General features: G+C 38.9%; 13 protein-coding genes. 12 read left to right on the top strand and 1 reads right to left on the bottom strand.

Annotated elements, in window-relative coordinates; genetic code table 11:
- The first annotated feature begins 7 nt into the window (after positions 1 to 7).
- From HY960_04120 to HY960_04160, 9 genes are all read left to right on the top strand, one after another.
- Positions 8 to 2,581 carry a c-type cytochrome gene (locus tag HY960_04120; GenBank protein MBI5214914.1) on the top strand — a complete coding sequence of 858 codons (2,574 nt, stop codon included), beginning with the start codon at positions 8 to 10 and terminating at the stop codon, positions 2,579 to 2,581.
- Positions 2,582 to 3,182: 601 nt separating this feature from the next.
- On the top strand, positions 3,183 to 3,782 hold the full coding sequence (locus HY960_04125) for a hypothetical protein (GenBank protein MBI5214915.1): 600 nt from the start codon (positions 3,183 to 3,185) through the stop codon (positions 3,780 to 3,782).
- A gap of 29 nt (positions 3,783 to 3,811) precedes the next feature.
- Positions 3,812 to 4,495, top strand: a complete 684-nt coding sequence (locus HY960_04130) for a hypothetical protein (protein ID MBI5214916.1) — start codon at positions 3,812 to 3,814, stop codon at positions 4,493 to 4,495.
- Positions 4,496 to 5,158: 663 nt separating this feature from the next.
- Entirely contained in the window at positions 5,159 to 9,454 is a 4,296-nt protein-coding gene (locus tag HY960_04135; GenBank protein ID MBI5214917.1) for a hypothetical protein, read from the top strand.
- Complete coding sequence (locus tag HY960_04140; protein MBI5214918.1) at positions 9,438 to 9,692, top strand: hypothetical protein; 255 nt, start codon at positions 9,438 to 9,440, stop codon at positions 9,690 to 9,692. Before HY960_04135 ends, HY960_04140 begins: the two co-directional genes overlap by 17 nt.
- 620 nt (positions 9,693 to 10,312) lie before the next feature.
- Positions 10,313 to 10,795 carry a hypothetical protein gene (locus tag HY960_04145; protein ID MBI5214919.1) on the top strand — a complete coding sequence of 161 codons (483 nt, stop codon included), beginning with the start codon at positions 10,313 to 10,315 and terminating at the stop codon, positions 10,793 to 10,795.
- A gap of 426 nt (positions 10,796 to 11,221) precedes the next feature.
- Entirely contained in the window at positions 11,222 to 11,530 is a 309-nt protein-coding gene (locus HY960_04150) for a hypothetical protein (GenBank protein ID MBI5214920.1), read from the top strand.
- A 332-nt stretch (positions 11,531 to 11,862) separates the two neighbouring features.
- Positions 11,863 to 12,318, top strand: a complete 456-nt coding sequence (locus tag HY960_04155; protein ID MBI5214921.1) for a VOC family protein — start codon at positions 11,863 to 11,865, stop codon at positions 12,316 to 12,318.
- Between the two features lie 422 nt (positions 12,319 to 12,740).
- Positions 12,741 to 13,118, top strand: coding sequence for a VOC family protein (locus tag HY960_04160; GenBank protein ID MBI5214922.1), 378 nt, complete (start codon positions 12,741 to 12,743; stop codon positions 13,116 to 13,118).
- A gap of 231 nt (positions 13,119 to 13,349) precedes the next feature.
- Here HY960_04160 and HY960_04165 read toward each other — a convergent pair whose 3' ends face one another.
- A complete protein-coding gene (locus tag HY960_04165) occupies positions 13,350 to 13,829 on the bottom strand; it encodes a hypothetical protein (protein ID MBI5214923.1) in 480 nt (159 codons plus the stop codon).
- 604 nt (positions 13,830 to 14,433) lie between these two features.
- Here HY960_04165 and HY960_04170 point away from each other — a divergent pair.
- The 3 genes from HY960_04170 (at position 14,434) to HY960_04180 (ending at position 18,266) form a co-directional block, all read left to right on the top strand.
- Positions 14,434 to 14,982: a GNAT family N-acetyltransferase gene (locus tag HY960_04170; protein ID MBI5214924.1), complete on the top strand. Its 549-nt coding sequence runs from the start codon at positions 14,434 to 14,436 to the stop codon at positions 14,980 to 14,982.
- 348 nt (positions 14,983 to 15,330) lie between these two features.
- Positions 15,331 to 16,557 (top strand): PQQ-binding-like beta-propeller repeat protein, encoded by a 1,227-nt coding sequence (locus HY960_04175; protein ID MBI5214925.1) that lies wholly within the window; start codon positions 15,331 to 15,333, stop codon positions 16,555 to 16,557.
- 323 nt (positions 16,558 to 16,880) lie between these two features.
- Entirely contained in the window at positions 16,881 to 18,266 is a 1,386-nt protein-coding gene (locus HY960_04180) for a tyrosine phenol-lyase (GenBank protein ID MBI5214926.1), read from the top strand.
- Positions 18,267 to 18,424 lie beyond the last annotated feature (158 nt).

The raw sequence follows: 18,424 nt of genomic DNA on the forward strand, positions 1-18,424 counted from the left end.
TAAGCGCATGAAAGGTTTGTTTGATTTATTTAGTAAGCGGGCAAATACACCCGTTGAATCACGTGATTACGGAAAGATTTACTTTGCTCTTTCCGCGTTACTCTTCCTCGGCACAATGTGGGCAGTCTTAGATGAAGTAACTGCGCGTCGTCCGTGGAAAGAATATCAGGATGAATACTTTACCCTGAGCGAACAAAAGTGGAACGAACGACTTCAACAAGCGTACGCCAACTTTGATTCTGCCGCGTTTAATGAACTTCAAAAAGAACTTGAAGCGGCTCAGGCAAAACTTCAATCGCCTGAATACAAAACTGCTTCGGCAGAAATGTTGAAGATTGATGAACAATTACTCGATGCCAACCGCGAGTACACCTTTGCGAAAAGCCGCGCCGATGAAGCATACTACTTCTGGAAAAAATCTCTCCATGAAGGAGAGGAAAGTGCGAGTGCAAAGAAATCATACGATGATGAAGTTGCGTTGATGGCAAAGTATAATGCAATCGTTACCGAACTTGAAGCAAAGAAAAAAGTACACGATGAACTCATCAAATCCTATGCTCTCGCTATCAAGGATGTTCAGGCGAAAATTAAACCGCTTCGTGCGGAAATTGATAATGCGATGATGAAAATTGAGCGCGTTCAGGCATCAACAATAAATATCCGTCAAGTCATGTCGAACAATTTCGATAAGACGAACTTCGGAACTCCGAAAGTTCGCATTGACCGTTGCCAAACATGCCACCTCGGTTGGAATGATGAGACGATGGATAGCGTCGCTCAGCCGTTCACCCGTCATCCTGTACCGGAACTTCTCAAACTCCATAATCCTGAGTCGTTCGGTTGTACACCGTGCCATCGTGGTCAGGGTACTGCGCTTACTGCCGGTTTCGCACACGGTGAAGACGACCATTACTGGGAATGGCCCCTTCTCAAAGGGAAAGAAGTCTATGCTTCCTGCAATGGATGTCACACCAATGAAATGTATTTAAAAGGCGGAGAGCAATTCAACAAATCAAAGCAAATCGTATTTGAAGCCGGATGTTTTGGTTGCCATGAAATCAAGGGCTTTACGGATATTCCGAAGATTGGTCCTGAAATAAATCAACTTGCGGCGAAGACGAGCGCAGAATGGCTCTTCCGTTGGGTACGTAACCCGAAGGACCATAATCCGCACACACGAATGCCGAACTTCCGTTTCGATGATGAACAAGCGGAAGCAATCACCGCATATTTAACAAGCGTAAGTAAGCAAACGAATTATTCACTTCCAACCGGAAGTGCCTCAGGTGGAAATTCCGTAAAAGGAAAACAACTTGTTGAAACGGTCGGTTGTACAGGTTGCCATGTCGTTGGTGAAGATACACGAATGAGACAAGCACGCGGGTTAAGTTTCGACATTGCCCCCGAACTTACGAGAGTCGGTAGCAAAGTTGATGCTGATTGGGCGTTCCATTGGATAAAGAATCCCCGCCAATATCGCCCCGATGCCCGGATGCCAAGTCTTCGTCTCTCCGATGCAGAAGCAAAAGATATCGTTGCATATCTGATGACATTAAAAGACGACAGAACCTTCGAGCAAAAGTCGCTTGACCTCGATAACCCTGAAAAGATTAAACGAGGTGATAAGTTGATTCGTGAGTTTGGTTGCGCAGGTTGTCACGCCATTAAAGGAATGGAACGCGAAGGAAAAGTCTCCGTCGCTCTCTCCAACTTTGGTCGCAAACGCGTAGATGAACTTGATTTCGGCGATACAAAAGTTCCGCACACATGGGATGATTGGACATTCAACAAAATTAAAGATGCCCGTGTCTATACGACCGATAAAATTATTTCCAAGATGCCTGTCTTTGCATTTTCTGATAGCGAAATAGTCGCAATCCGTACGCTTCTTCGCGGCATGACGAAAGAACAACCCGAACCAAATTATCAGCGCGCATTCGATAAGAACATGCAATCTATCGAAGCAGGACGACGAATGACCGGATATTACAATTGCATCAACTGCCATCAGATTGAAGAACTCGGCGGCTCAATCAAAGCGATGCTGGAAGATGAAGGTCTCGCTCCTCCCCTTCTCCGTCCCGAAGGCGCGAAGGTGCAGGAACCTTGGTTACATGAGTTCCTCAAATCACCTTCAACAATCCGTCCTTGGTTGAATATCAGGATGCCATCATTTTCATTGAATGATAGTGAGGTAACAGTCATCTCGAAATACTTCCTTGCTATCCACAAGAAAGAATTAGAGTTGCGCGACTACAAAGGATTTGAACGCAATCCCGAATTAATCGCAGGCGGAAAGAAACTCTTTGATGATTTCCAATGCTTGAGTTGCCACACAACCGGAACAATTCCCGAAGGAAAATCCCCGGCAGAACTCGCGCCGAATTTACTCTTGGCGAAGAACCGATTGAAGCCCGAATGGATTGCAGAGTGGTTAAAGAACCCCGAAGCAATTCAACCCGGAACACGAATGCCCGGTTACTTCCCCGACTTGCTCTCCCCCGACCCGGAAACATTCGGCGGCGATGCAATTAAACAAATGCACGCCTTGCGCGACCACGTGATGACATTACAAAAGTAATTTTCCAAAAACCCTTGTAGATGGAGTCCACCTGCAGGTGGACTCCATCTTTTACTTTCGACCCATCTTATTAAACATAAGATGGGTTTTTTATTTGCCACGCACCTTGTAGATGCGTGGCAAGTCAACCTCCTCTACTCCATAACTCCTCTACTCCATAACTCCTCCACTCCATAACTCCTCTACTCCATAACTCCTCTACTCCATAACTCCTCTACTCCATAACTCCTCTACTCCATAACTCCTCCACTCCATAACTCCTCTACTCCATTACTCCTCTACTCCATTACTCCTACACTCCATTACTCTCAACTACTCAACTACTCAACTACTCAACTTCTTAAATACTCAACTACTCAACAAAATTTTGATTTTTAAAAAACAATTAGTAAGTTCACAAAGACGATATAGGCAATAGTAACAATGGGAAGACGGACTTAACATTCGCAGTCGCAAGCCCGCCCTTATGAACAGGATGACAAGTTATACAGTTGGTTGGTAACGTTATTTGAATGGGACGATAGATGGGAATAATTCGATAACATAATTATTACTTGTGAAGTTAGTAAACAGAAATACCTGCATAAGCAACAGACCGCTTTTGCAGAACAAATACAAGACATTTTTCGAGCAACTGCTTCTCCGTTTCGAGAAAATGTATCTCCACGCTGAAAATCCAATTCTCAGCACAGGAATCGTGCGTCCCCAAACAGAAATCCCAATCCTCCACAATAAAAACTCCATTTTCTTTGTGTTACTTTGTGTTCCCTTTGTGAACTTCGTGGTTAAATTTTTTACAATCAACTATTTAGAACCACAATCTGCCCAAAATAGACAAAAAACAAACCTAAACACCAAAGAAATCAATATTTCTGGACATCCAATCAACTTTTCTGGTTCTCCGAACGACTTTTCAAGTCCTCCAATCAACTTTTCTGGACATCCGAACGACTTTTCGAGACCTCCAATCAACTTCTCCGGTTCTCCGAACAACTTTTCTGGACATCCGAACGACTTTTCGAGACCTCCAATCAACTTCTCTGATTCTCCAAACGACCGTTCGACTCCATCAATCAACTTCGCCGGACATCCAAACAACTTCACGCCAGAAGAAAACGATTATAAACAACATCCGAACCACGCAATCCCAAAACCAATCAACCAATTAACCAATCAACCAGTTAACCAATTAACCAGTTAACCAATTAACCAATTAACCATTTAACCAATATGAACAAAACATTCATCAACAAAGTCACCATGTACAGCGTCGTACATCAACTATTGGTAGATAACCCGACCATCACGGCGCTCATCAAAGCATTTGCCAACGCAATCATCCTGCTGGGCGAAAACATCCTCCTCCTCGGGGGAAAAGAACAAGAACGCACATCCGCAGCAAAAGGAAAGTCGGCGGTAAAAGAAAACGTAGAAGCCACACTCAAAGATACCGTCATCTCCATTTCCTCCGCTATCTTTTCCTATGCGGCAGATATAAAAGATGCAGAACTCAAAGTCAAATCAAAAGTCACCAAAACTGCTCTCGATAAAATCAGGGACAACGACCTCATCACCCTTGCAAAAAATATCAGAGAACTTGCAATCACTCACAGCGTCGCACTCGCCGACTACGATATCACCGCGCAAGACATCACAGACTTCGACTCATTAATTAACTCCTACGGTACCGCAAAAGTAAACATCGGCACCGGAATCTCCCAGCGAAAAAGCGTCGGACAAACACAAAAAGAAATCATCACAGAAACCGACGCGCTCCTCAAAGAGCGACTCGATAAATACGTAGAACGACTCAAGAAAAAGCACCCCGACTTCTACAGACAATACAAAGCCGCCCGCGTCATCCGCGATATCGGCGGCACCGGTCCCAAAACTCCGCCCCCTCCCACTCCCTAAAAATGAATGAGCATTCCACTGGTAGAGGCTGTCTCATAAGTGCAATCGTCTTGGGTGTCATTCCTGCGAAAGCAGGAATCCATTTCACTCTCGACGATTCTGGATTCCCGTTTGCACGGGAATGACAAGTGTAAAGACTTTTGAGACAGCCCCTTTCCGGACTTCAGAACTACAAAAAAAGAATTCCCCCTTTTTCCTCGGCTGTCATGGTCCATACCATGACAGAGCGCTCCATAACCACCAAGAACAAATTTGATTCACAAAATGAATGATGTATATTTACAGAAAATAAAACGGAACCAATATTACTTTACCACAAACTCGATTCAGAAGACAAAAATAAATCACACAGTAGATTATTATTATGGAAATAACCGCTAATCACTTCATCGTAAACATGCGTAATACTGCACTATGTGTGTTGGATTTGCGCTACTTTGGGAAGTGCGGATAGCGTATATTTAAATGTTATTGGTAACTCTATTGGCGACCGTGCGGACATCAAACTAACGAACATTATACAATTTGAAACAGTCCAAAAACATATCAGATAGGCACCGCTTAGAACGAACGTATAACGCTTCGTGTTTATTTTTTTTACAAACGCACAATACACATCAATTTTTTAACCTACTTTTAAAAATCTAATAAAGGGAATTTCAGATGATAAAGAAAGAAATCAATTTTTCAGACCTTGTGGACTTCTTCAAAAAGAATGATGCCCAAACATTTGACAAAGAAATAGATGAGTTCGGAGGTTATTTTATTACAGCGGCACGAATAGCTGCAATTATTATTGCTCCTGACCCTATTTCTAAAATCAGTGTGTTTTGCGCCAGTATTGATGCTGCATCATTAAGGGCCTCAAAACTTTTTTCTTGGCTTCCTGATAAATTCAAATATAAGGATAGAGAAAAAACAGCATTACAGAAATATGAACTTTCTTCTTATGTAAATTTTATTCTGTTACAGATTGCGATTAAGAATGGTGTGAAGGAAATAATAATGCCTCATCTTCAGACAGTATTGAAAAATATTGAGCTTTCGGAAGAGGATAAAAATGAATTGGAAAAAAAGTCAACAGAATGTGATAAAGAAAGAATCACATTGAATCTGCCAAATAACTGTGCTTTATCTAAAGAGGATATAAGTAATCAGGCAATCAAAATTATTGACCCAATATTTTCTGTCCTTAACAGGTGTATTGACAAGGTAAAAGACACTACTCAAGCGCAAGCATTGAAGGGAATTGATTCGGCTAGGGCGAAAGAAACCTTCTTAGAGAATGTATCACTCCAATATCAAGCATTCCTGATTAATTTCTCTAGTGAGTTTCCTGAATTCGCCTTGTGGGCTGATGTAACACAAAAAGAAAAAATCTTAACTGAACTTAAATCTGCTTCTAAGAGTAGTAAGGGTGAATTGAAAAAATTAAACGATGAGTTTATTTCTCAAACAGAAAAGCTGATAGAAAAAATTGAGGAGCTAAAAGAAAACTCCTTCATTAAAGAAAGCGGATTCCCTTCCTTCATGGAAACATATGATAAGATGTTCAAAACACAAGAAGAACATATTTCTAAGGTTTTAAGTGGCAGAACAATAGAAAATATAAATGCCCACCATGAACATATTAAAAATAAACTTAACAAGCCCTTATCAGACAATACTGATGTTGAAGAGATTTGCTATCCACTAGAAAAAAATATATTTATTTCTCAAAGTTTCGAAGCAATTACTTATAGGAAAAAAGTTCATAGAAGAATATTCTTAGCGAAAAGAAAACTAAGCGAACAAGCAAGAGATGTTGAAATTGGTGAAAATATAGGTAAATTTCTCCAGCAAACATTAGTTGACCCAAATACTGCAACCAAGCCAATATTACTTCTTGGTAATCCTGGAGCTGGGAAATCCATGTTGAGCAGAATGTTTGCTGGACTTCTTTGTGAAACAAATGATTTCATTCCTTTTCTTATAAGGTTAAGAGATGTGGCATCAAGTTCAGGTAATATTTCAGAGCATATAAATAAGGGTCTGGAAAGTACAATAGTTAATGTTACTGACATAAATTGGCTAGAATGGGCAAAAGAGTTTAAAGAAAGAATTCCTGTTGTGATTCTTGATGGCTTTGATGAATTAATGCAAACCGCAAATCGAGAACTTAATGGTTACGTTGACTCAATTAAGGATTTTCAGGAAAAGGCTATCAATAGCGGAATATGCGTAAGGGTAATTTTAACGAGCCGAATAAGCGTTATGCAAGATGTTTTTATTCCTGAAGAAACAAAAATTATAAAATTAGATAGCTTTGATGATAAACGAAGAGATTTATGGATTGAAAAATGGCAAGAATCCCAAAAAAACAAACCTCATAATTTTAAAATTCCGAAAAATGAAAAAATTGATCAACTAGCGGAAGAACCTTTGCTTTTATTTATGCTTGCCGTTTATGATTTTGAGAGTGGGGATCTGCAAAAAATGGCAAAAGACAAAAACTTCAATCAAAGTAAACTTTATGATTCATTACTTGAAAGGTTTATTGAAAGGCAACTTATTAAGTATAAACCATTTAAAGACTTTAGTGAATCAACAAAAGAAAAAGAAAAGGAACTTTTTAGATTGCGCTTGGGAATGATTGCACTAATGATGTTTTTGAACGATACAACAAGTAGAGATTCTCATAAGCTCTTAGATGAAATGAATGCTTTTGGAATTAATAAATCAACCATCCCAACTAATAATATTCTTGGTGGATTCTTTTTTATTCATGAAAACAAATCAACTTCTGAAGGGGAAATAGAAAAATTCAACTATGAATTTCTCCATAAAACATTTGGTGAGTTCCTGGCTGCTGATTTTATGTTAAGAGTTACAAAAAAACAATACGAGAGAATATTCGATGCCAATCAAGAGTTTATAGCAAAGAAAGAAACATTCTACTTTTGCTTTGGGTACAATTGGTTACATAAGCACAACAACATTCAAAAATTTTTATATGAGCATGCCCCGCAAATATTAAAGCCTACCAATGCTGAAGTTAAGTTTATTATTAGTTCGATTATCAAAAACGATCTAAAAGAGTTGTTTGATAAAGGGCATCAAGCCTATCCTGTTACTGACATAAGGCTTTTAGAGAAGAAAACAGTAATTGAACATTTAGGGATATATTCTCAAAATATTATTTTTCTATGGCTTGCTATTGCAAACAATGATAATCCTGTTCCGTTTGAAATCTATGATGTTAATGAATGTATCAGTGAAGCAGTTAATGAACCAAAGTACGAATCACAAGACCGTGATGAGATTAACAAAAACAAACTACTTTGGAAGCGGCTTTCCAAACTTTGGACTTTAGTTGGTAACTACAATGCAACAGCCAAACTTGCAGAATGGATTACTGTAACCGATAGCGGAAATACGATTGAATTAAGCAAGACAAAATCCAAAGTGATTCACAATTTCTCCGACTCTGCATATGTTGGATGCAACGACTTCGAACTTTTGTTATCATATTTTGACAACGAGTATAAATTTACAGATGGGCAAAGAACACTTCAAATCATTGAGAATATCATTTCAAAGAAGCCTGAACTTTTTTCATTAGCAGTTGACGTTGTGTTACACAGGTTCCATGATTTGTATTCCGCAGAAAATATGAATCTGATTGAATGGTTCAGAGTAAAAGAAATTAGTAGGAAACAACAAGTAGCTTTAATTAAGAAAACTGGCTTGCTCAAATGGCAAATTGACCCAACAGATTTCGTTGGAGTAGTTCGTTTAATAAGTGAATATATGCAGCCGATTTTTAAAGATAATATCCAGGCAACAAATGAGTTTCTGAAAATATTGGTTGACCTAAAAGCATATTTCCCTCTCACTGAAATTATCAATCCTGAAATGTTGGAAGATATGTTTCACATGTTCAACAAAGAATTTCGACGACATGACAAAGACAGTCCTTTATCTATGTTGGAATATATCCGACTTCTTAATGAGTTGAGTAAATTCTACCCATTCAGAAGAAAGTTTAAAGGAGATTTTATGGAGGAATTATTGTACCGTTTAAGCAAAGACATGAGGCATTATGTTATGGATAATCCTTCTTCAGCATTTGAATATTTAAGATTGTTTAATGAATTAAGGCAATACTACCCAATGGGGAAAATGCAACTTGAGTTCTATGATGAAGCACTGCATATTATATCTAAAGACATTAAGCACTTTGTAAGAAACAACCCACAAATAATTTTAGAATACCTGAAACTTTTTTATGATATGAATAAACACTTTCAAATTAACGAGAAAGTGCCCCAAAAGTTTATTATTGAATTATTAAGATTGATATCCGATGAATGGGAAACTGTTTTCCGAGACAATCAGTTTAATCTTTTAGAATACCTGAAAATAATCTCAGAATTTGGTATGCACTATCCAATAGAAGAAATTATTCCTCAAGCTTTGCTTCATGATATTTTTCATCGTTTATCCAAAGATTTGGTATACATCATTCGTGATAACCCTAAAGAAGCGCATCAATATCTACAAGTAGTGAAACAGTTTTACAGTCATTATTCGAGCAAGCAACGGTTCAAAGGGAAAATGATCATAGATGAACCTTTCTTTAGATTATCAAAAGAAATGGATATGGAGATTAGAGATAATCCCGATTCAACTTTAATTTACTTAGAACTGTTGCTTATCAACCGTGAATATTACCAAGGTAGTAGAGAAGCACAGATGATTGACAGCATGCTAAACACTATCCGAAAAAGCGACTACTCAAGCAACGTTTTGACTAAAGCAGCTGTTATCCTAATTCAATACGAAGCACCAAGTTATTTAATTGAACGCCTATTTAACAATCATCCAAAATTTAGAAACCTTTTTTTAAAGTCTCCTGAATTAGCAATAGAAGTTTTGAAAGCTACAGCAGAACTAAATAAAAATGAGAAATTTAATTAAAGTTTTAATTGCACTAACTTTTATTGCTGTTGCATTTTGGGTTTGCAACTACGTAGCTGATGAAAAGTGTTCAATTCAGATTAATGAACTAAACAAAAAATCTGAAGTTGACAAAAGAGTAATTCTGCAACTTCAAGACAGTTTGACTCTTTTAAAAACTGAATTGGAAGAGCAAAAAGTAATCAAACACTTTGATACAGTAAAAACAAAACAGACAATAAAACAAGGAAAGAAATAGCCAACGAACATTGCTAGTACATTTGTGTTTTCCTCGGATGTCCTCTCATTGCTACGCTCCAGCGTAGCAATGCCAAAACAGGCGCTTCGCGTCCGGCATCCTTTAGTTACGCTACTGTTAACATCGGGTTTACAATAGCATCAGTGTCGTATCTTGTCTAAACACGGGTACTAACACTCCACGCTATTGCAAACCCCCGAAACATTTTCTGTCACTCTTGCACGACTTATAAACTTCGAACTTTCGGAATTCTCATTGGCGAATATTCGGACATTTACCTTTTATCAAGATTTGCTTGTTTCCTCGGCTGTCATGGTCCATACCATGACAGAACGCTCCATAACCACCAAGAGCAAATTTGATTCACAAAATGAATGATGTATATTTACAGAAAAGAAAACAGAACCAATATTACTTTATAACAAACTCGATTCAGAAGACAAAACTAAATCACACAGCAAATTAATATTATGATAATAACCGTTATTCCCTTCATCGTAAACCTGCGCATTCCTGCACTACGTGTGTTGGATTTGCGCTACTTTGGGAACTGCGGATAGCGTATATTTAAATGTTATAGGGCATGTTAGGACAAACAGCAAACAACTAAATTGACGACAATGAAATATGTATTAATAATCACAGTGACACTATTAACCAACTTAACTTTCGGACAAGGTAAGTCGGAAAAAGACACAGCAAACTCAAACCCCAATTATGACAAAGTATTGGCGGAGAAATTGGGCGGAGACGACTATGGAATGAAAAGTTACTTTTTCGTAATCCTAAAAACAGGAACTAATAAGACCGAGGACAAAAATCTAATTAGCGAAGGTTTTAAAGGACACATGAAAAACATTGACCGATTGGTCAGAGAAAACAAATTAATTGTAGCTGGACCGTTTGGCAAAAATGACAATAATTACCGAGGGCTTTTCATTTTGAACAATATCAAGACAATGGAAGATGCCAAAGACTTGTTACAAACCGACCCTGCGATTAAAAGTGGACTATTAGACTACGAAATTTTTAATTGGTATGGTTCGGCTGCACTTCCCGAATATTTACCATTTTCCGAAAAAATCTGGAAAGCAAAACCGTAGTGATTCAAAAAACAATATTTACAATAGAACAAATACACGAATCTCGAAAGATAAACGCCCTATAACACGGGTTTGGCAAAAGTGGCGGCTCAGTGCTCCGCAGACACATTTGTGGTTAATCAAAGTTCAGTTCTCCGCATCTACATTTGTGCTGTAAATCCCGGCCACAGCAAATCTGCAAAACCTTATTCACAATTGTAAAAAAACACTATGACAGACAAAGCAAAATCAAACGCACAAAATTCAAAAAACATGAAATGTGGGATGAGAATGCCTGTTGCTCAACATACAGGCTATCCCCAAGACCACTGGAAAGATGTACTGAATATTCGTTAGCGGTAATGCTGTCAAAACCATCTACTGACAAATATTATGAGTTCTGAATATAAAGCATTATATATAAGTCCAATGATACCTTCATTCAACATGAAGGAAACAGTTCACTTTTTCAAAGACACATTAGGCTTTTTATCTGTTATGGACACGGAAACTTATGCCGTTTATCAAAAAAATAATCTGACAGTTCACGTTTTACGGGCAGGCGAAAACATAGGACAAATGGAGTTTTATTTAGAGGTTGACAACATTGACGAACTTTGGTTTTCAATCAAAGACAAGGTAAAGGGACTTAAAGTAAGAGAACCCTTTAACCGAGAATATGGAATGAGAGAACTTCACATTGAAATTCCACAGACAAAGACGCTTTTATTCATAGGGCAACAAATTGACAAATGACAAAAGAAGCACATTCCGCTAACAGCACATCTTCCTCTCGTTGCTACGCTCCTGCGTAGCAATGTCAAAACAGACGCTCTGCGTCCAGCATCTTTTTGTTACGCTACTGTTAACATCGGGTTTTCCTCGGCTGTCATGGTCCACACCATGAGAGAAATGCAACGCTGCACAACAGTCAAGAATTGCCTTGGCGACCTCAATACTTGAAACTGCCATCAACAAATTAACATACAATCATCAACCTTGCGGAAAAAATATCAATGAACAAAATAACTTTGATCACGTTCTCATTAGCAATATCATTCTTATCCGGTTTTGCTTTTAACTCAATCATGACAAACAATGGTAACGACAGCGTACCATTAAAAAGAGTAACAAGCATTGGCGGAATCTTTTTCAAATGCAAAGACCCGAAAAAAATGAGAGAATGGTATAAAACGCACTTGGGTCTTACCACCAACCAATACGGGTCGGTGTTTGAATGGCGACATGCCACGGACTCTTCTAAAAAAGGTTTTTCGCAATGGAGTCCGTTTTCCGAAAAGACAAAATATTTTGAACCTTCAACAAAAGAGTTTATGATAAATTACCGGGTTGATAATTTAGGTGCGCTTGTTGAAGAACTAAAAAAAGAAGGAATTACAATCACCGATACCATTGAAACATACGATTACGGAAAGTTTGTCCACATTATGGATATCGAAGGAAACAAAATAGAGTTGTGGGAACCGAACGATATTGAATATGAAAAATTAGGGAATCAACTCGGAGCGGAAACAACAAAATAACAGGTGGATAAGGGACATCCCCCTTTCTCCCTCCCGAAATAAATTCGGGACAAGCACTTCAAAGGGGGAATACAGTGATAATACGCTTCGTTATGCAAAGAGTAAATTTGATTGATAAATTGAATGAAGTATATTTACCGGAAGTGAAACATAGTTACCTATTGATACGTGTAAAAAGCGAAACTCCCGATAAGGAAACTTTCGCAATTCAACATCACGAATGTTGAATGAACGAAATGTATTACAAGTGAGTTTCGGATAATCACGTAGTAGCGGTATGGGTAACAAACGACATCATAAACAACAAACAATCAAACACTATGAAAAAGACATCATTAATATTTTTTGTTCTTACAGCAACGTTTCTTTCGGGTTTCGCATTTAATTCACTCATTTCACAACAACAAAATAAAAAATCAACTATGAAAAAAGTAACAGGCATTGGCGGCATCTTTTTCAAATGCAAAGACCCGGACAAAATGAAAGAATGGTATAATACACATCTGGGTATAGACGCCGGCAAGTACGGTGCAACCTTCGAATGGCGGCAAGCCGAGGATTCTTCAAAGAACGGTCAGACACAGTGGAATCTCTTTTCCGATAAAACAAAATATTTTGAACCTTCAACAAAAGATTTTATGATTAACTACCGTGTAGAAAATCTTGAAGCGCTCGTTGAAGAATTAACAAAGAACGGCGTAACCATTGTGGACACTATTGAAACGTATGACTACGGTAAGTTCGTCCATATCCTTGACGCAGAAGGTAACAAAGTTCAATTGTGGGAACCGATTGATTGAGTATTATTAAATAGTTGATTGTACTATAGGGCTGGCTACAAGTCCGGCGCTTTAAAACAGAAATTCACCGTTGACGGTTATTCCAATAACCATCTCAACTTTCATTCGTCGGAATCATGAAACAGCAGTAGGACAGACACTTGCAAACTACATCAATGTTATTTTTTAGCAACTGTTTGTCCTACCACTGATTATTGTAATGAACAACTTCATCTCAATAGTATGTTCAATCTATTTTACTTGTGCGGAAATTAATGTTACGTAATTTTCAAGATGATAATCAAGGCAAATTGAAAGAGTTCCACTCTCGTCTTTCTTGAGTTCATATTCATTGGTGAGAAACACCTGTTTATTGTCGTCATTTTCTCCTTCATTTAAAGTCACTTTCTGAAGTGAAAATACTGTAACACGCTTGAGAAGGATTTCGCGAATGGTAAGCGCAAGTGTAGTTTTGAGTTCATACTTCCCTGAAGAACGTACATAGGAATAGCTGATTTTACCGTTGATATAATACAGTGCACCTGTCGAAGGGTTTTTTGAAGTTGTATTAACCAAGATATGTGAATTAATATTTTCGGGAAGTTCTTTGGAAACCGCTTTGTAAGTCAAATCGGAGTTTCCACTTTCCACCTCCGAAATAGAAGTTTGCTCTGTGCAGCCGATAAGGAGAAGAGAAAACAGGAGAGCAAAGAAAAAGAAAAAGTATTTCATTTGTGAACCTATAGTTTATGATAAAGAACGTTAATTGATTGAATAAATAATTTATTCGTGACTACAAACACATCAATCCGTATGCCATTGATGTGCGACACTACGAAAAAGGTGAAATAGGGAAATAAAAAGAAAGACTTGAATCTAGAAGTTCTTAAAGTTCATAATTATGTGGAACCATTTCCACACTTAAGAAATGAAACGCATGTGCATTGTGGAATTAATGGGACATCACACACTCAAGATTAACACTTCAAAACTCCTTATTCCATCCCTCACATAGTAAAATCGGATGTACAGTCTGTTCAATATTTCTTCTCGTTGCTCGCTTCCTTATGCGCGTTGTAGAAATGATTTGTTAATGCAGGAATCAACATCCCCCTTTATCCTCCTGAAATAAATTCGGGACAGGCACTTCTATAGGGGAAATCAGTTATGATATGCTTCACTACTGCACCGAGTAAAGGTTGGTTCCAAAAACTCTATTATCTTTGTGCAACTTTGTGTGTTTCTTTGTGTTCTTCGTGGTTACATATTTTCAAATGAAGTTTTTAGAACTACCCTAAATTAATTGACAAAATGAATATTGTAAAAAGATTAAAATATGAACCTTAAAATTCTTGAGACAAATAGACTATTACTTACAGGACTTACTCCTGCGGATATGAAATATATTTTTGAGAATCTCCCAAAACCGGAAATAAAAAAAATATTGGGCCATCGTTCCGAAGCCGAATATTTGAAAGAAGAACAAAAACAAAAAAATGGATATTCCAGCTATAACAGAAGTTTTGTATTATTCCTGCTTACAGACAAAGAGTCTAATAAAATAATTGGACGTTGTGGACTTCATAATTGGAACGTCGAACATAATCGAGCAGAAATAGGGTATGTAATGGAAGATGAGGAATTTAAACAAAAGAAATTAATGAGTGAGGCAGTGAAGTCAATCATTCATTATGGGTTCCATCAACTACACCTCAATAGAATCGAAGCCCTTGTAGGAATTGATAATATTCCGTCCATTAAAATTTTGGAAAATAATAACTTCAGAAATGAAGGCGTTTTACGAGAACACATGTATGTTTCTAACAAATTTGTCGATTCATATGTCTATTCTCTCTTACGAAATGAATACGAATCTAATACTTGAATAAACACAACGAATCTCAAACAAACGACTTCAAGAATTTGTAGCATAATGTTTTTGTGTTGTAATTGAAATTACGAATGGCTTATTGTAATTTTCCGCGAACAGAAAAGCAAATAGAAAGAAGTTGGAATCAACAAAATTCCTTAATGAGGAACCTTTCCCGAATTAATTAGAAAGAGAGATACAGAGTTGTGTAATCAGTTGAAGGTATGTTGCAAGCGAAACTCCAGTACTCCAAAACTCCATTACTCCACTATTCATTACCTCTCACAAGACTATCCAACAACATGCTAAACTTCCTTCCGCTTCTTCCGTATCTGATGTAACCTATTTCAAATAATTTCATACATGAGCAAACAACTTTCTTTTTTCCTTGTAATTCTCGCCTTCATCATGTCGGGGAGGTCTGTCAGTCAAACAAATTCATTTCCTGATTTTGAAACGCAACCAACACTCTCATGGAAGTATCCAACCAACAGCCCGATTATCGGCTCCCCTGTCATTAATGAGCAAACGGTGTACGTCGGCAATACCGACGGAACGCTGTATGCACTCAATCTCAACGATGGAAAAGAAGTATGGAAATTCCCGACTTACGGACCAATCCGTTCAACCGTTTGCATCGAAAAGGAAAAACTCTTCCTTCTCAGCGGTGACGGAAATTTGTATTGTGTGAATAAACTAAACGGTTCATTGCTCTGGAGATTCAAAACCTTCACCGGCTACATCGGCGATAGAAAGTATGACTTTGCCGATTATTATGCCTCCTCCCCACTCCTTTATGAAAAAGCAATTTATTTCGGTTGCAGTGATGGAAGAATCTATGCACTCAATACAGAAAACGGAACACTCCTCTGGAGTTACGAGACAGGCGACATCGTGCATACAAAACCTGCAATCTCTCAAGGGAAACTCTTCGCCGGCTCGTTCGATGGAAATGTTTATGCGCTCAATATCAATACAGGCGCTTTAGTCTGGAAATTTAAATCAGTCGGGCATCGTTACTTCCCAACGGGGGAAGTAACAGGAAATCCGGCAGTAACAAACAATCTTGTGTTGATTGGCGCAAGAGATTATCACGTGTACGCCATCGAACAAAACGGCGGCTATTGCTATTGGACAAAACAATTTCCAAAAGGCTGGGCGTTGCCAATCACTGTGCTTGATACAGTTGCCTACATCGGCACATCGGATGATAGAGAACTTGTAGCAGTTGATGCTCGCACCGGAGAAACAATCTGGAAAGCGAATGCAAAGTTTAATATCTTCGGTGGTTGCTCATTTACTGCCACGATGGGATACTTCGGAACATTATCGGGAAACCTCTTCGGGTTTGATTTGAAGTCCGGCGCTGTAAAATGGAATTTCACCGTTGACGGCTATTCCAAGAACCATCTCAACTACCTCAAGGATGATGACACGTATCGGGATGATATCGGCTCAATCCTAACATCAAACGATGCAGTATTGACTATGTATAATGATTTGGGGGCAATCTTTTCCACCCCTGCTGTTACAGAAGATAAACTTGTTATCACAAGTAGTGATGGGAATGTGTATTGTTTGAGAAAATAGAATAAGCAAACTACTGTTTACTTTCATACTCCTCCCGTTGCTCACCCCCGCCTGTTTGTGGTAGAATAGGTATAACGAGACAGGAATCTACATCCCCCTTTGTCCCCCTTCTAAGGGGGAATTGTGATGTTATAAAGCTATCACGATTTGGTCCATAGCTGCAGTTTGAACTCCACTACTCGAAAACTCCAGCACTCCTCTTCTCCTGACATCTTTTCTTCTCAACTTCTAACATACTCAACTACTCTTCAGCAAATCTTTGTTCCTTATGAAACTTTCCCGTAATTTTGCAAAACATTTTTTACAACTAACCTCAAATTGACATGGAAAAACTTAAAAAACGCTCTTGGGCGGAACCCTTCAAAATAAAAGCAGTTGAACTTTTAAAAATGACTTCACGGGAAGACCGTCAACGGGCTCTCGAAGAAGCCGGGTACAACACATTCCTCCTCAAATCTGAAGACGTCTATATTGACTTGCTGACCGACAGCGGAACGAACGCTATGAGCGACGTTCAATGGGCTGGACTCATGGTCGGTGATGAAGCGTATGCAGGAAGCAAAAACTTCTATCACCTAGAAGAAAAGATTCAGCAATATTACGGCTACAAATATCTTGTCCCCACACACCAGGGACGAGGCGCGGAACACATCCTTTCTCAAATCTTAATCAAGAAGGGTGATTACATTCCGGGCAATATGTACTTCACCACAACACGCTTGCATCAGGAACTTGCAGGCGGAACATTTGTGGATGTGATTATTGATGAAGCACATGACCCGGACAATCTCTTTCCCTTCAAAGGAAATATAGATTTACAAAAATTAGAATCGCTTATCACGAAAGTAGGAGCAAACAAGATTCCATACGTTTGTGTTGCCGCAACGGTAAACATGGCTGGCGGTCAACCGATTTCGATGGAGAACCTGCGACAGGTTCATGCCCTCTGCTCGAAGCACGGAATAAAAATCTTCTTCGATGCTACGCGCGCGATGGAGAATGCATATTTTATTCAGGTTCGTGAGCCGGGCTATCAAAACAAATCAATGGCGGAGATACTCAAAGAGATGTGCAGTTACACCAACGGATGCACAATGAGCGCGAAAAAAGATTTGCTTGTCAACATCGGCGGATTTCTTGCACTGAATGATTTTGAAATCTTCGAGGAAGCGCGCAACATGGTGGTCGTGTATGAAGGTCTGCACACCTACGGCGGACTTGCTGGGCGAGACATGGAAGCAATGGCTCTCGGCATCGAAGAAGCAATCAAAGAAGACCACATGAGAGCGCGCATCGGTCAAGTGGAATATGTCGGTGAGAAATTAAAGAGCATCGGTATTCCGTTCGTGCAACCGGTTGGCGGTCATGCAATATTTCTTGATGCAAAGAAGTTCCTCCCTCACCTCAAACAGACCGAATTTCCTGCACAAACCCTCGCGGCAGAACTCTATATTGAATCAGGGATTCGTGCGATGGAACGCGGTATCGTCTCAGCAGGAAGAAACAAAGAAACAGGCGACCATTATTATCCGAAACTCGAACTTGTACGATTAACATTTCCCCGCCGCGTGTACACACAGGCACATTGCGACGTAACAGCAGAAGCAGTTGAAGCGGTGTTTGAGAATCGTAGTTCAATTAAAGGTTTGGAGATGGTGTACGAACCGAAGTATCTCCGGTTCTTTCAGGCAAGGTTTAAGAGGAAGTAAGTGGTTTTTAATAAGTGGGGGCTGTCTCAAAAGGGCAGCCCCTTTGTTTTGTTTATTGTGATTGATAGTGCAACAAGATCGAACCAGAATCGTTATTGGTGGTATGCCAACAGCAATTTTCAAACCGTATTCTCCCAATCAATTACAACTTCTTCCTC

The sequence above is a fragment of the Ignavibacteriota bacterium genome, assembly GCA_016212665.1.
Taxonomy (GTDB): Bacteria; Bacteroidota; Ignavibacteria; order UBA10030; family SZUA-254; genus FW602-bin19.

What these genes read in the sequence shown, in the direction of transcription:
- HY960_04120 (MBI5214914.1), top strand. Translation starts at nt 8, where the DNA reads ATGAAAGGTTTGTTTGATTTATTTAGTAAGCGGGCAAATACACCCGTT.
- HY960_04130 (MBI5214916.1), top strand. Translation starts at nt 3,812, where the DNA reads ATGAACAAAACATTCATCAACAAAGTCACCATGTACAGCGTCGTACAT.
- HY960_04135 (MBI5214917.1), top strand. Translation starts at nt 5,159, where the DNA reads ATGATAAAGAAAGAAATCAATTTTTCAGACCTTGTGGACTTCTTCAAA.
- HY960_04140 (MBI5214918.1), top strand. Translation starts at nt 9,438, where the DNA reads ATGAGAAATTTAATTAAAGTTTTAATTGCACTAACTTTTATTGCTGTT.
- HY960_04145 (MBI5214919.1), top strand. Translation starts at nt 10,313, where the DNA reads ATGAAATATGTATTAATAATCACAGTGACACTATTAACCAACTTAACT.
- HY960_04150 (MBI5214920.1), top strand. Translation starts at nt 11,222, where the DNA reads ATGAAGGAAACAGTTCACTTTTTCAAAGACACATTAGGCTTTTTATCT.
- HY960_04155 (MBI5214921.1), top strand. Translation starts at nt 11,863, where the DNA reads ATGACAAACAATGGTAACGACAGCGTACCATTAAAAAGAGTAACAAGC.
- HY960_04160 (MBI5214922.1), top strand. Translation starts at nt 12,741, where the DNA reads ATGAAAAAAGTAACAGGCATTGGCGGCATCTTTTTCAAATGCAAAGAC.
- HY960_04165 (MBI5214923.1), bottom strand. Translation starts at nt 13,829, where the DNA reads ATGAAATACTTTTTCTTTTTCTTTGCTCTCCTGTTTTCTCTTCTCCTT.
- HY960_04170 (MBI5214924.1), top strand. Translation starts at nt 14,434, where the DNA reads ATGAACCTTAAAATTCTTGAGACAAATAGACTATTACTTACAGGACTT.
- HY960_04175 (MBI5214925.1), top strand. Translation starts at nt 15,331, where the DNA reads ATGAGCAAACAACTTTCTTTTTTCCTTGTAATTCTCGCCTTCATCATG.
- HY960_04180 (MBI5214926.1), top strand. Translation starts at nt 16,881, where the DNA reads ATGGAAAAACTTAAAAAACGCTCTTGGGCGGAACCCTTCAAAATAAAA.